The following is a 12,439-nucleotide window of genomic DNA, read 5'->3' on the forward strand; positions in this document are numbered from 1 at the left end:
CGGTGTGGCTAGGGTCGGCCGCATGACTGCGCAGCGCTTCCGTGGACCGGTCCTGCCCGACGGAGAGGCGCGGGACCTCTACGTCGTCGACGGCCGCATCACCTACGAGGCCCAGCCCGGTGCGGACACCGTCGCCGAGGGCTGGATCGTCCCCGGCCTGGTCGACGCGCACTGCCACCTCGGGCTCGACGACTTCGGCGCCACCGACGACGCGGCCACCGAGCAGCAAGCGATCGCCGACCGTGACGGCGGCGCGCTCCTCATCCGTGACGCCGGTTCTGCCGCCGACACGCGCTGGATCCACGACCGCGACGACCTGCCCCGGCTGATCCGCTGTGGTCGGCACATCGCCGCGACGAAGCGCTACATCCGCGGCTACGCCCACGAGGTCGAGCCGGCCGACCTGGCGTCGTACGCCGCCCAGGAGGCCCGCAACGGCGACGGCTGGATCAAGCTGGTCGGCGACTGGATCTCGCGCGACGAGGGCGACCTCGCTCCGTCGTTCCCCGCCGATGCCTTCGCCGACGCCATCGCCGCCGCGCAGGCCGAAGGTGCGAAGGTGACGGCGCACTGCTTCGGCCACGGCGTGCTGCCCGGGCTGATCGAGGCGGGCATCGACTGCATCGAGCACGGCACCGGGCTCACAGAGGACCTCATCGACGCGATGGTCCAGCACGGCACCCGGCTGGTGCCCACCGTCATGCAGCTCGACAAGTTCCCCGAGCACGCGGCAGCCGGGCAGGCGAGGTTCCCGGCCTACGCCGACACGATGCTCGACCTCTACGACCGCATGCCCGCCACGATCATGGCGGCCTACGAGGCAGGGGTGCCGATCTACGCCGGCTCCGACGGTGGCGGCATCAGCCGCCACGGCAACATCGCCGGCGAGATCGAGGCGCTCGTGCGGATCGGGATGCCGGCCCACGACGCGCTCGGCGCCGCCAGCTGGCGGGCCCGGGAGTGGCTCGGGGTGGACGGCCTCGACGAGGGCGCGTCGGCGGACTTCGTCGTCTACGACCGTGATCCGCGCGCCGACCTGTCCGTGCTGCGTACGCCGACGCGCGTCGTGCTGCGCGGTCGAGCCGTGGTGGGCTGACCCCGCCGACGACGAAGGGCGGCCACCCGCTCGGGTGACCGCCCCTCGGAGGGTGCGACGGCTGTCAGGCGGTCGTCGTCCCGCTCTCGAGCTCGGCCTGGGCGGCCTTGACGTGCTCGCGCGCGGTGCGGAGGTCAGCCTTGGTGCTGGTGGCGGTGATCGCCAGCGCGGCGGCCTCTGCGGCCGCGAGGTGCGTGACTGCCTCCGGGTCGGAGGCAGCGGCCTCCTCGAGGCCCTCGACCTTCTTCACGATGTTGACGACGATGCGGAAGTTCTCCACGCGGAACGAGCGCAGCTCCTTGCGGGCGGCCCGGGTGTCGACGGTGCTGTCGGCCGCCTCGACGGTGGTCCTCAGCTCGGTGAGGGCGGTCCGGGCGTCGGTCACGTTGGCCACGACCTCGGTCTCGGTGTCGTCGGCCATGGCCTCGACGGCAGTGCTGGTCGAGAGCCGCTCGAGGCGCTTGTCCTTGCCCGCGATGTCCTTGAGCAGCTGCTTGGTCTGCGCCTTCACCGTCTTCGCCGGCTTGGTCGGCTTGTCCGGTGCGGCCACGGCGGTGGCAGTCAGTGCGGACGGCGCGACCAGCGCGACGGTGGCGAGGGCGGTGGCGGTGATACGCCGGGTGGTGTTCATCTGGGAGTGCTCCTGTGATGGGGGGATGGAGTACTGACGGCGCCCCACCCTGCTGCACGCCACTGGTCCAGACAAGTCGAGGATCGGTCGTCCCGCGTGGTCACTTCGGGCCATGGTGCGCGGATGCGAGATGTGCACGGGGCGTGATGTCGGACCGGTGATCGGCTCGGGAACCGATTTGAGCCCACGGCGGTGCAGGCGGTGGGATGGGGGAGTGACCACACTCGTCGACCTCTTCCCGCCCTTCGGCCTGCACGTGCAGGCCGGCCCGCTCGAGCTGCGCGGGTTGACCGACGACCTCATCCTCGAGCTGTGCGACCTCGCCGAGCAGGGCATCCACGACCCGGCCGAGATGCCGTTCTACTTCCCGTGGACCGCTGCCGCGCCAGGCGAGCTCGCCCGCAACACCGCGGCCTACCACTGGGGCAAGAGGTCCACCTTCTCGCCGGAGGACTTCTGCCTCGACCTCGCCGTGGTCCTGGACGGCCGCGTGATCGGTGCCCAGGGGGTGGCCGCGAAGCACTTCCCGGTGACCCGGACCGGGGAGACCGGCTCGTGGCTGGGCCGCGAGTTCCAGGGCTGCGGGCTCGGCACGGCGATGCGTCGGGCGATGTGCGAGCTGCTCTTCGACCACCTCGGCTTCGAGGAGATCACCTCGGCGGCCTTCCTCGACAACCCGGCGTCGCTGGGCGTCTCCCGCAAGGTCGGCTACCGACCCACCGCGGTGAGCCGGATCAAGCGCCGCGAGGGCGAGCTGGCGCTCAACCAGGGTCTGGTCCTGACCCCAGAGACGTTCGTCCGGGATGCCGAGCCGATCCACGTCACGGGGGCGGAGGCCGTGCGTTCCTTCCTCGGGCTGGTCGCCGGCTGAGGCTGGTCGCTCCCCTCGGCCGTACCGGATTGGTCGAGCGCGGCCACCGTCTGGCAGACTCTTCACTCGTGTCCTGCGTGCCCGGACCCTCTCATCCGAGCGACGCAGTGCCCTTCGAAGGACCAGCACCGGTGACCCCACCTGGGAACTGGTCCCTCACCCACGACAATTCCTGAGGAGACACCACAAACGTGGCCGTCAAGATTCGTTTGAAGCGCCTGGGCAAGATCCGGGTGCCGCAGTACCGCATCGTCGTCGTCGACTCGCGCAAGAAGCGCGACGGCCGGGTGCTCGAGGAGATCGGCAAGTACCACCCGAAGGAGGAGCCCTCCTTCATCGAGGTGACCTCCGACCGGGCCCAGTACTGGCTCGGCGTGGGCGCGCAGCCCTCCGAGGCCGTCGAGGCGATCCTCAAGGTGACCGGCGACTGGCAGAAGTTCAAGGGCCTGCCGGGCGCCGAGGGCACCCTCAAGGTCAAGGAGCCCAAGCGCTCCAAGCTCGACATCTTCAACGAGGCGCTCAAGGAGGTGTCCGCCGAGTCCAAGGGCTCCGCGACCACCACCAAGAAGAAGACCGAGAAGACCGAGAAGGCTGAGAAGACCGAGAAGGCTGAGAAGGTCGAGAAGACCGAGGAGCCCGCAGCGGCGCCTGCCGAGGTTCCCGCGGACGAGACCCCCGAGGGCGCGGCCGAGGCTGCCGAGGCCGCTGAGACGGTCACCGCCGAGGACGCCGGCAAGAGCGAGGCGTGAGCGACGTGCTCGCCGAGGCACTCGAGCACCTGGTGCGTGGCATCGTCGACCACCCCGACGACGTCATGGTCCGCGACAAGCAGCTGCGTCGCGGCTCGATCCTCGAGGTCCGGGTCCACCCCGACGACCTCGGCAAGGTGATCGGACGCAACGGCCGCACCGCGACCGCCTTCCGCACCGTCGTCTCGGCCCTCGCCGGCCGTGGCGGTGCGCGGGTCGACTTCGTCGACACCGACCGGCGCCGCTGAGCTCAGCACCGTCCGTCGACGGGCGTCACCCCACCGGGGTGGCGCCCGTCGCGCATTTCCGGGCTCGTCAGCGATCCCCGGTCGACCGGGGATCCACTGGGCGGCGATAGCCTCGGCGGGTGAGTGATCAGGAACCGGCCGGCATCGAGGTCGTCATCGGCCGGATCGGCAAGCCCCACGGCCTTCGCGGCGAGGTCACCCTCGACGTACGCACCGACGAGCCCGAGCGGCGCTTCGCCCCTGGTACGACGCTGCGCGCGGAGGCCCCCGCCGGCGCCGACCGGCGTCCCTCCAGCCTGACCGTCGCCCGCGCCCGCTGGCACCAGTCCACCCTCCTGGTCACCTTCGAGGAGCTGGCCGACCGCAACGCCGCGGAGGCGGCGCGCGGCACCGTCCTGCACGCGACGATCGCGCACGACGAGACGCCCGAGGACCCCGAGGAGTACTACGACCACCAGCTCGTCGGCCTCGACGTGGTCGACATCGACGGCTCGCCCCTGGGCAGCGTCAAGGCCCTGGTCCACGGCTCGGCGCAGGACCTCCTGACCGTCCGCACGCCCGACGGGCGGGACACGCTGGTGCCGTTCGTGTCCGCGCTCGTGCCCGAGGTGGACCTCGCGGCCGGCCGCATCGTGGTCGCCGACCGGCCGGGCCTGGTGTCGCCGTTCCCCGACGACGCACCCGACGACGCAGCCGAGGGCGCAGCCGAGGGCGCAGGCGAGCCGCGATCGTGAGGATCGACGTCGTCACGATCTTCCCCGACTACCTCGCACCGCTGGAGCTGAGCCTCCCGGGCAAGGCCCGCGCCAAGGGGCTGCTCGACATCGAGGTCCACGACCTGCGCCGGTGGACGGCCGACCGACACCGCACCGTCGACGACACGCCCTACGGCGGCGGCGCCGGCATGGTCATGAAGCCGGAGCCCTGGGGTCAGGCGCTCGACGCCGTGGCCGCGGGAGCGACGATCGTCTTCACCACGCCCAGCGGGGAGCCCTTCACGCAGTCGCTCGCCCACGAGTTGAGCGAGCAGGAGCACCTCGTCTTCGCCTGCGGGCGCTACGAGGGCATCGACCAGCGGGTCATCGAGCACGCCGCCACCCTCGGCACGGTGCGGGAGGTGTCGCTCGGCGACTACGTCCTCAACGGCGGCGAGGTCGCCGCGCTGGCCATCACCGAGGCGGTCGTGCGCCTGCTGCCCGGCTTCATGGGCAACGCCGAGTCGCTGGTCGAGGAGTCGCACGCCGACGGACTGCTGGAGTACCCCGTCTACACCAAGCCGGCCTCGTGGAACGGGCGCGACGTCCCCGACGTGCTGCTGTCGGGCGACCACGCGCGGATCGCCGCCTGGCGCCGCGAGCAGGCGGAGCGCCGCACAGCCGACCGCCGTCCCGACCTGCTGCCGGCGACCGCACTCGTCGCGGCGCTCGCCGACCTCGACGTACGCCCCGCGGTCCCCGCCGACGCCGGCGAGCTCTACACGCTGCAGCGCGCCTGCTGGCTGCAGGAGATGGAGGCCAACCCGGGGGTCGACATCCCGGCCCTGCGCGAGACGCTCGACGACGTACGCCGTGGGGTGGGGGAGTGGACCGTGAGGGTCGCCCGGGAGCCGTCGTCGGGCCGCCTCCTGGGGGCCGTCCGCGGACGGCTCGACAGGCACGGCGAGTGGGACATCGGACGGATCATGGTGGCGCCCGACATGCAGGGCCGCGGCCTCGGCCGGGCGCTCCTGGAGCTGGTCGAGGACCTCGCGCCCGCGGACGTCACGACCTACGTCCTGTTCACCGGCGCAGGGTCCGTGGACAACCAGCGGATGTACAAGAAGGCGGGGTTCCGGCTGCGGCCGGACCGGAAGGCGCCGCCGGGTGCCGTGGTGATGACCAAGCAGGCCCGACGTCGGATTTCACGCTGACGGCACGCTCTGGCAGACTTCACCCTTGGCCCGCTCGAGGCCAGGGTCGCCCGGATGCATCACCGATGCGCCGCGCCGGGGTCCCGCCGTACCGCACCTGCCACAGGGGGCGCGCCGGCCGGCCGCACCGAGCACCAGCCAATTCCATCACCACCAGAATCCGCGGCTGACCTGTGGCACTCGCGAGGAGCAACGTCATGACCAACGTCATCGCCGACCTCGGCACCGCCCTCAAGCGCGACGACGTCCCGGCCTTCCGCGCCGGCGACACCGTCAAGGTCCACGTCAAGGTCATCGAGGGCAGCCGCTCGCGTGTCCAGGTCTTCCAGGGCGTCGTGATCCGCGTCCACGGCTCGGGCATCGGCCGCACCTTCACCGTCCGCAAGGTCTCCTTCGGTGTCGGCGTCGAGCGCACCTTCCCGGTGAACTCCCCGATCTTCGAGACGATCGAGATCGTCACCCGCGGTGACGTGCGCCGCGCGAAGCTCTACTACCTGCGCAACCTGCGCGGCAAGGCTGCCAAGATCAAGGAGCGCCGCGACGCGTGATCTGTGGCACCGCGCCGCGAGGCGTGGGTTCGACCAGGGACTGGTTAGTCTCTGCGAGTGACTTCCGACGGCCGCGGTTCCTCGTCCCTCTCAGCGGGTGAGGAACCGCGGTCGTCGCGTCTTGAGGAGCAGTCGGAGGATGACGCGATGAGTGGTCGCACCCAGCACGAGCCGGAGCAGAAGACCGGCCGCAGCAAGCGGAAGCAGCTGCCGCTGTGGCAGGAGACGATCCTGCTGCTGGGCGTCGCGCTGGTGCTCGCGATCGTCATCAAGACGTTCTTCGTCCAGGCCTTCTACATCCCCTCGGAGTCCATGGAGCCGGGGCTGATCCTCAACGACCGGATCCTGATCCAGAAGGTCTCCTACTGGGGCGACGGCGAGCCCGAGCGCGGCGACGTCGTCGTCTTCAAGGACCCGGGTGGCTGGCTGCCGCCGATCGACTCGGCAGGCCCCACCAACCCGGTCGCCAAGGCGATGGCCAAGATCGGCCTCTACCCGACCGGCGGCCACCTCGTGAAGCGCGTGATCGGCGTCGCCGGCGACACGATCGAGTGCTGCGACGAGCAGGGCCGCCTCATCGTCAACGGGCATCCCCTCGACGAGTCCGACTACGTCAAGCGCGGCGGTGCGACCTGCAACGGCCCGATGCCCACCAACGGTGCGTGCGACGAGAAGTGGTCGGTGGGGCCCATCCCCGGCGGCCACATCTTCGTGATGGGTGACAACCGCTCGCGCTCGGCCGACAGCTCTCAGAAGATGTGCCAGTCCGACGAGACCGAGTGCGTGCCCGGCGACGAGTTCGTCCCGGTCGACCTGGTCGTCGGCAAGGTCTTCGTGCTCCTGTGGCCCGCCGACCGCTTCCGCTGGAACACCCGTCCGGACACGTTCGAGGACGTGCCGGCACCGTCCTCGTGACCGTGGCCGCCCAGCTGCCGCCCCAACCCCTCCCCGGAGGCGTGACCGTCCGTCGCGACGCCGGGATCTACGGCTACGAGCGCGCGCTGCGCCGCGCCGGCCTGGAGCCGATCGCGGGCGTCGACGAGGCCGGACGTGGTGCCTGTGCGGGACCGCTCGTCGCGGGCGCGGTGATCCTCCCGCCGGGCAAGGCGGGCATCGTGCCGGGGCTGGCCGACAGCAAGCTCCTCACCGAGGCCGCGCGCGAGCGGGTCTACGCCCAGGTGGTGCGCCGGGCGCTGGCCTGGTCGGTCGTCGTCATCGACAACGAGGAGTGCGACCGGCTCGGCATGCACGTCGCCAACCTCGAGGCGCTCCGGCGCGCGGTCGCGCGCCTCGGGACACGGCCGTCGTACGTCCTCACCGACGGGTTCCCCGTCGACGGCCTCGGCGTCCCCGGCCTCGCGGTCTGGAAGGGCGACCGGGTCGCCGCGTGCATCGCCGCCGCCTCGGTCATCGCCAAGGTGACCCGCGACCGGTTGATGGTCGGGCTCCACGACGAGTGGCCCGACTACGACTTCCGCACCCACAAGGGCTACATCACCGCCGACCACGAGGCGGCGCTGGCGCAGCACGGTCCGTGCCCGCTCCACCGGATGCGGTTCGTCAACGTGCGGCGTGCGGCGGGTCTCGAGCCGGTCCCCGGGGCAGAGGTGGCTAGTCTCGGCTCCACGCCGGACAGCACCACCGAGGAGGACCGATGAGCGCCGAGGATCTCGAGAAGTACGAGACCGAGATGGAGCTCACCCTCTATCGCGAGTACCGCGACGTCGTGGGCATCTTCAAGTACGTCGTGGAGACCGACCGCCGCTTCTACCTCTGCAACCAGGTCGACGTGAAGGCCCGCTCGGAGAGCGGCGACGTCTTCTTCGAGGTCTCGATGACCGATGCCTGGGTCTGGGACATGTACCGCCCCGCGCGGTTCGCCAAGAACGTGAAGGTGCTGACGTTCAAGGACGTCAACGTCGAGGAGCTGGCGCCGCAGGACATCGACCCGCCCAAGGACTGACGTCCGGGCCGGCGTTGGTCGGTCCGCCGCCTACCTGGCCACGGATCGTCCACAGGCGACCTCCTCCGGCCGATCTCCACAGGCCGCCGCCCGGGCCGTCGAGGGGCGTCGGTGGGGCGCGGTGTGCTGGTTCCTCCCGAACCTGCCCACCGGAAGGCACCCACGATGGCCCGACGAGCTGCCGCTTCCCCCTTCGCCCTCGACCCCGGCGCCGAGCACCGTCGCCGGCTGGGGGAGCGCGGCGAGACCATCGCGGCGCGCCACCTCTGCCGGCTCGGGCTGGTCCTGCTCGACCGCAACTGGCGCTGCGACGCGGGTGAGATCGACCTGGTGCTGCGCGACGGCAACGTCCTGGTGATCTGCGAGGTCAAGACCCGCACGTCCACCGACTACGGCGCTCCGCTCGAGGCGGTCGACCGACGCAAGGCCGACCGCCTGCGACGGCTCGGGGCGCGGTGGCTTCTCGTGCACGACTGCCATCCCGACGACGTCCGCATCGACCTGGTGGGCGTGCTGGCCCCACGCGGTGGACCGGTCGAGGTCGAGCACGTCGAGGGGGTCGGCTGATGGCCTTCGCGACCGCTCGCTCGTTGGCGCTCAAGGGCGCCGACGGCCACGTGATCGACGTCCAGGTCGACGTCTCCCCGGGCCTGGTCAACACCACGATCGTCGGCCGGGTGGACAAGACCCTCTCCGAGGCGCGCGACCGGGTGCGGATGGCGATCAACAACGACTGCGGACGGTGGCCCGCGACCAAGCGGGTGACGATCCTCCTCGCGCCCGCCGACCTCCCCAAGAGCGGCACTCACTACGACCTCGCGATCGCGATGGCGGTCATGGCCGCCGACAAGAAGCACGAAGAGCTGACGCCCGACCTGCTGGAGGGGTGGGCGTTCATCGGCGAGCTGTCCGTGGCCGGGGCCCTGCGACCGGTGCCGGGGGTGCTGCCCATGGTCATCGCCGCCGCCGCTCACGGCATCACGCACGTCTTCGTGCCCGAGCCGCAGGCCGGCGAGGCCGGCCTCGTGCCGGGGATGACGGTCTTCGGCGTCCGCTCGCTGGCACAGGTGTCCGCCGTGCTCCGCGGCGCCGAGGTGCCCGAGGCCGCCCCGGTCGTCGGCCCGTCGTCCAGCCCGTTGTCGACCTGGCGCGGCGAGGACCGCCTGGCCGACGTCGACCTGCGCGACCTCGACGGGCTCGAGGACGTCCGCTACGCCGTCGAGGTCGCCGCGGCGGGCGGCCACCCCACGATGCTGATCGGCCCCCGTGGGACCGGCAAGACGTCGATCGCCGAGCGCATCCCGACGATCCTGCCCGACCTGACGACCGAGCAGGCGCTCGAGGTCACGGCACTGCACTCCGTCGCCGGCGTCCTGCCGGAGGGAAGCGGGCTGGTGCGTCGTCCACCGTGGTTCGCCCCACACCACTCGGCGACCGCGGCGAGCGTGCTCGGGGGCGGCACCGGTCGGGTGCGGCCGGGGCAGGTCAGCCTCGCGCACCACGGCGTGCTGTTCCTCGACGAGTTCCCGCACTTCCGCGCCGACGTCGTCGAGGCGATGCGGCAGCCGCTCGAGTCGGGGGAGGTGACGATCGCCCGCGGCGAGGAGTCGGCCACCTACCCGGCCCGCTCGCTGGTCGTCCTGGCGGCCAACCCGTGCCCGTGCGGCAACTTCCACGGCCTCTCGGGCAGCAGCTGCGAGTGCACCGAGCTCCAGCGCTCCCACTACCGCCGCAAGCTCACGGGTCCGATCCTCGACCGGGTCGACATCTGGATGGAGGTGCGACCACAGGGGCGCCGACGGGGGCTGTCCTTCGGCCCGGAGCCGGAGTCCTCCACCGAGGTGCGAGCCCGGGTGGTCGAGGCCAGGCTGCGTCAGGCCCGGCGCTACCGCGACTGCTCCTGGCTCCTCAACGCCTCGTGTCCAGGTCCGGTCCTCGTCGAGCGGTGGCCGCTCGAGCCCGACGGCCAGGCGCTCATCGACAAGGAGCTGTCCGACGGCAAGCTCACCCGGCGTGGGCTGACCCGCGTGCAGCGCCTTGCCTGGACGGTGGCGGACTGCGCGGGGGTGCTGAGGCCAGGGGAGCGCGAGGCGCAGATCGCGTTGGCGCTGCGGTCCGACGACAGCGCGCGCTCGCTGCCGGCGAGTGTGGTTCGCGTGGCGTCATGAGTGCCGCACACGTGCGGTCAGCGCCGCCCGTCGCGGAGCCGGTGGGTCAGGTGCCCGAGGCCGAGCGCCTCGCCCGGGTGGCCCTGAGCTGCGCGGTGGAGCCTGGTGACGGCACGACGTCGTCCCTCATCCGCCAGATGGGCGCGGAGCGCGCGCTGGAGAAGGCGCGGTCCGCGACCGAGGGCGAGCCCGGGGAGATGCTGGCGCAGCGGCTGGTCGAGCTCGACCCGGTCCGACAGCTCGACCAGGCCGCCCGGTGCGGCATCCGCTTCCTCGTCCCGGGCGACGCCGAGTGGCCCACCGGCCTCGACCAGCTCGACGACGCCATCACCGTGGACGGGTTCGGGGGCACTCCGCCGGGCCTGTGGGTGAAGGGTCCGATGCCGCTCACCGAGCTCGCCACCTCGGTCGCCGTGGTCGGCTCACGCGCCGCCTCGGTCTACGGCGTCGAGCTGGCCCGCGCGGTGTGCGAGCACCTCGCGCTCTCAGGTGTGCCGGTCGTCTCGGGCGGCGCACTCGGCATCGATTTCGAGGCCCACAACGCGACGCTGTCCGCCGACGGCGTCACTGCCGCCGTCCTGGCCTGCGGGGTGGACCGGGTCTATCCCGAGCAGAACCGGCCCCTGCTCCAGCACCTCGCCGCCGAGTTCGCTGTCGTGTCCGAGCAACCGCCCGCGTCGGCGCCGACGCGGCCGCGATTCCTGGCGCGCAACCGGTTGATCGCCGCCATGACCACCGGCACCGTGGTGGTCGAGGCCGCCCTGCGCAGTGGCGCCCTCAACACCGCAGGGTGGGCCGAGAGCCTGCACCGCCACGTGATGTGCGTGCCGGGCCCGGTCACCAGCTACACATCGCAGGGCGTCAACAACTTCCTCCGTGAGGGCCGAGGCACGGTGGTCACCCACGGCGCTGAAGTGCTCGAGCTGATCGGTGCAGCGGGGGAGCACCTGGTCGACCCTCCGCGGGGCGAGCACCGGCCGCGCGACGGGCTCACCCCGACCGAGCGGACCGTCGTGGAGTGGGTTCCGGTCAGCGAGCCGGCGCGGGTCGACTCGATCTCACGCCTGTGCGGGCTCCCACTCCGCACCACCGAGGGTGCGCTGCGCCGGCTGAGGTCGAAGGGTTTCGTCCAGCGGACCGATGAGGGGTGGCGCCTCGTGCCTGACGTGTGAGTCGCCCTCGCCCGCCTACGCTGCGTGGGTGAGCAAGCCGGAGGCGTCCGACCAGGACACGGGGGAGGGCCTGCCCGAGTCCTTCGTCCGCCTCCTGGGTGACTACGAGCGCCACCTCGTCTCCGAGCGCGACCTCACCCCCCACACCGTGCGCGCCTACCTCGGCGACATCGCCGGACTGCTCGACCACTGCCAGCGCCTAGGGGTCACCGACGTGACCGACCTCGACCTCCGCGCGCTGCGCAGCTGGCTGGCGCGGCTCCAGACCACGGGCCGCAGCCGGACGACGATCGCGCGGCGCGCCACGGCCGCACGGGTGTTCACGGCCTGGCTGCACCGGACCGGCCGGCTGCCGACCGACCCGGGAGCCGCGCTCGGCTCGCCCAAGAAGCACAAGACCCTTCCGCCGGTCCTGCGGGCCGACGAGGCCGAGTCGCTCATCCGGTCGGCCGCCGACCTCGCCGACGACGGCAGCCCCGTCGGGCTACGTGACGTCGCGATGCTCGAGCTGCTCTACGCGACCGGGATCCGGGTCGGCGAGCTCGTCGGGCTCGACATCGACGACGTCGACGACGAGCGCCGGGTCGTGCGCGTCTTCGGCAAGGGCCGCAAGGAACGCTCCGTGCCCTATGGCACGCCGGCTGGCCGTGCTGTCGACCGCTGGCTGACCGGCGGCCGGCCCGCCCTGCGCGTGGAGGGGTCCGGCCCGGCGCTGTTCCTGGGCGTGCGCGGTCGGCGGATCGACCAGCGGGCGGTCCGCGAGCTCGTGCACCGTCGCATCGCCGACGTGCCCGGAGCGCCCGACATCGGGCCGCACGGCCTGCGCCACACCGCAGCCACCCACCTGCTCGAGGGCGGGGCCGACCTCCGCTCGGTCCAGGAGCTGCTCGGCCACGCCTCGCTCGCCACCACCCAGCTCTACACGCACGTCACGACCGACCGGCTGCGTCGGGCGTACCAGCAGGCCCACCCCCGCGCCTGAGCGGCCGAGCGCGACCCTCCGGATGGGGGGCTGCGTCATACGAACCGGCACGTATGGGTTCGGGTCTGCATGACGCAGCGGGCTGGCGTCGACTGAGCGTCA

General features: G+C 72.1%; 15 protein-coding genes. 14 read left to right on the forward strand and 1 reads right to left on the reverse strand.

The annotated features are described in order from the left end of the window. The first annotated feature begins 22 nt into the window (after positions 1-22). A complete protein-coding gene (locus JOD65_RS10720; protein WP_191196746.1) occupies positions 23-1,096 on the forward strand; it encodes an amidohydrolase family protein in 1,074 nt (357 codons plus the stop codon). A gap of 64 nt (positions 1,097-1,160) precedes the next feature. Here the strand turns inward: JOD65_RS10720 and JOD65_RS10725 are convergent, their stop codons facing one another. After that, entirely contained in the window at positions 1,161-1,727 is a 567-nt protein-coding gene (locus tag JOD65_RS10725; RefSeq protein ID WP_191196747.1) for a hypothetical protein, read from the reverse strand. A 214-nt stretch (positions 1,728-1,941) separates the two neighbouring features. Here JOD65_RS10725 and JOD65_RS10730 point away from each other — a divergent pair, with 214 nt between their 5' ends. From JOD65_RS10730 to JOD65_RS10790, 13 genes are all read left to right on the forward strand, one after another. After that, positions 1,942-2,598, forward strand: a complete 657-nt coding sequence (locus tag JOD65_RS10730; RefSeq protein ID WP_307821081.1) for a GNAT family N-acetyltransferase — start codon at positions 1,942-1,944, stop codon at positions 2,596-2,598. 191 nt (positions 2,599-2,789) lie between these two features. Then, on the forward strand, positions 2,790-3,347 hold the full coding sequence (gene rpsP / locus JOD65_RS10735; protein ID WP_191196749.1) for a 30S ribosomal protein S16: 558 nt from the start codon (positions 2,790-2,792) through the stop codon (positions 3,345-3,347). A 5-nt stretch (positions 3,348-3,352) separates the two neighbouring features. Further along, positions 3,353-3,595 (forward strand): RNA-binding protein, encoded by a 243-nt coding sequence (locus tag JOD65_RS10740; RefSeq protein WP_191197044.1) that lies wholly within the window; start codon positions 3,353-3,355, stop codon positions 3,593-3,595. A 119-nt stretch (positions 3,596-3,714) separates the two neighbouring features. Further along, a complete protein-coding gene (gene rimM, locus JOD65_RS10745) occupies positions 3,715-4,329 on the forward strand; it encodes a ribosome maturation factor RimM (RefSeq protein ID WP_307821083.1) in 615 nt (204 codons plus the stop codon). Beyond that, complete coding sequence (gene trmD, locus JOD65_RS23995) at positions 4,326-5,504, forward strand: tRNA (guanosine(37)-N1)-methyltransferase TrmD (protein ID WP_191196750.1); 1,179 nt, start codon at positions 4,326-4,328, stop codon at positions 5,502-5,504. Before rimM ends, trmD begins: the two co-directional genes overlap by 4 nt. A 197-nt stretch (positions 5,505-5,701) precedes the next feature. After that, positions 5,702-6,052 carry a 50S ribosomal protein L19 gene (gene rplS / locus JOD65_RS10755; protein WP_191196751.1) on the forward strand — a complete coding sequence of 117 codons (351 nt, stop codon included), beginning with the start codon at positions 5,702-5,704 and terminating at the stop codon, positions 6,050-6,052. 147 nt (positions 6,053-6,199) lie between these two features. Further along, a complete protein-coding gene (gene lepB / locus JOD65_RS10760; RefSeq protein ID WP_191196752.1) occupies positions 6,200-6,967 on the forward strand; it encodes a signal peptidase I in 768 nt (255 codons plus the stop codon). 41 nt (positions 6,968-7,008) lie between these two features. Then, the gene (locus JOD65_RS10765; RefSeq protein ID WP_191197046.1) at positions 7,009-7,710 is read left to right on the forward strand and encodes a ribonuclease HII; all 702 of its coding nucleotides are present in this window, start codon (positions 7,009-7,011) and stop codon (positions 7,708-7,710) included. Further along, entirely contained in the window at positions 7,707-8,015 is a 309-nt protein-coding gene (locus tag JOD65_RS10770; protein ID WP_172259171.1) for a DUF2469 domain-containing protein, read from the forward strand. Before JOD65_RS10765 ends, JOD65_RS10770 begins: the two co-directional genes overlap by 4 nt. A 165-nt stretch (positions 8,016-8,180) precedes the next feature. Next, a complete protein-coding gene (locus JOD65_RS10775) occupies positions 8,181-8,582 on the forward strand; it encodes a YraN family protein (RefSeq protein ID WP_191196753.1) in 402 nt (133 codons plus the stop codon). Then, positions 8,582-10,183: a YifB family Mg chelatase-like AAA ATPase gene (locus JOD65_RS10780; protein WP_191196754.1), complete on the forward strand. Its 1,602-nt coding sequence runs from the start codon at positions 8,582-8,584 to the stop codon at positions 10,181-10,183. Before JOD65_RS10775 ends, JOD65_RS10780 begins: the two co-directional genes overlap by 1 nt. Beyond that, a complete protein-coding gene (gene dprA / locus JOD65_RS10785) occupies positions 10,180-11,355 on the forward strand; it encodes a DNA-processing protein DprA (RefSeq protein ID WP_191196755.1) in 1,176 nt (391 codons plus the stop codon). Before JOD65_RS10780 ends, dprA begins: the two co-directional genes overlap by 4 nt. A 28-nt stretch (positions 11,356-11,383) precedes the next feature. After that, on the forward strand, positions 11,384-12,337 hold the full coding sequence (locus tag JOD65_RS10790) for a tyrosine recombinase XerC (RefSeq protein ID WP_307821084.1): 954 nt from the start codon (positions 11,384-11,386) through the stop codon (positions 12,335-12,337). The last annotated feature ends 102 nt before the right edge of the window (positions 12,338-12,439 follow it).

The organism is Nocardioides cavernae (assembly GCF_016907475.1).
In the GTDB taxonomy this organism is placed as follows: Bacteria; Actinomycetota; Actinomycetes; order Propionibacteriales; family Nocardioidaceae; genus Nocardioides; species Nocardioides cavernae.

Bases quoted from the DNA above. Each gene is read 5' to 3' on its own strand.
- JOD65_RS10720 (WP_191196746.1), top strand. From the start codon at position 23: ATGACTGCGCAGCGCTTCCGTGGACCGGTCCTGCCCGACGGAGAGGCG.
- JOD65_RS10725 (WP_191196747.1), bottom strand. From the start codon at position 1,727: ATGAACACCACCCGGCGTATCACCGCCACCGCCCTCGCCACCGTCGCG.
- rplS (WP_191196751.1), top strand. From the start codon at position 5,702: ATGACCAACGTCATCGCCGACCTCGGCACCGCCCTCAAGCGCGACGAC.
- lepB (WP_191196752.1), top strand. From the start codon at position 6,200: ATGAGTGGTCGCACCCAGCACGAGCCGGAGCAGAAGACCGGCCGCAGC.
- JOD65_RS10770 (WP_172259171.1), top strand. From the start codon at position 7,707: ATGAGCGCCGAGGATCTCGAGAAGTACGAGACCGAGATGGAGCTCACC.
- JOD65_RS10775 (WP_191196753.1), top strand. From the start codon at position 8,181: ATGGCCCGACGAGCTGCCGCTTCCCCCTTCGCCCTCGACCCCGGCGCC.
- JOD65_RS10780 (WP_191196754.1), top strand. From the start codon at position 8,582: ATGGCCTTCGCGACCGCTCGCTCGTTGGCGCTCAAGGGCGCCGACGGC.
- dprA (WP_191196755.1), top strand. From the start codon at position 10,180: ATGAGTGCCGCACACGTGCGGTCAGCGCCGCCCGTCGCGGAGCCGGTG.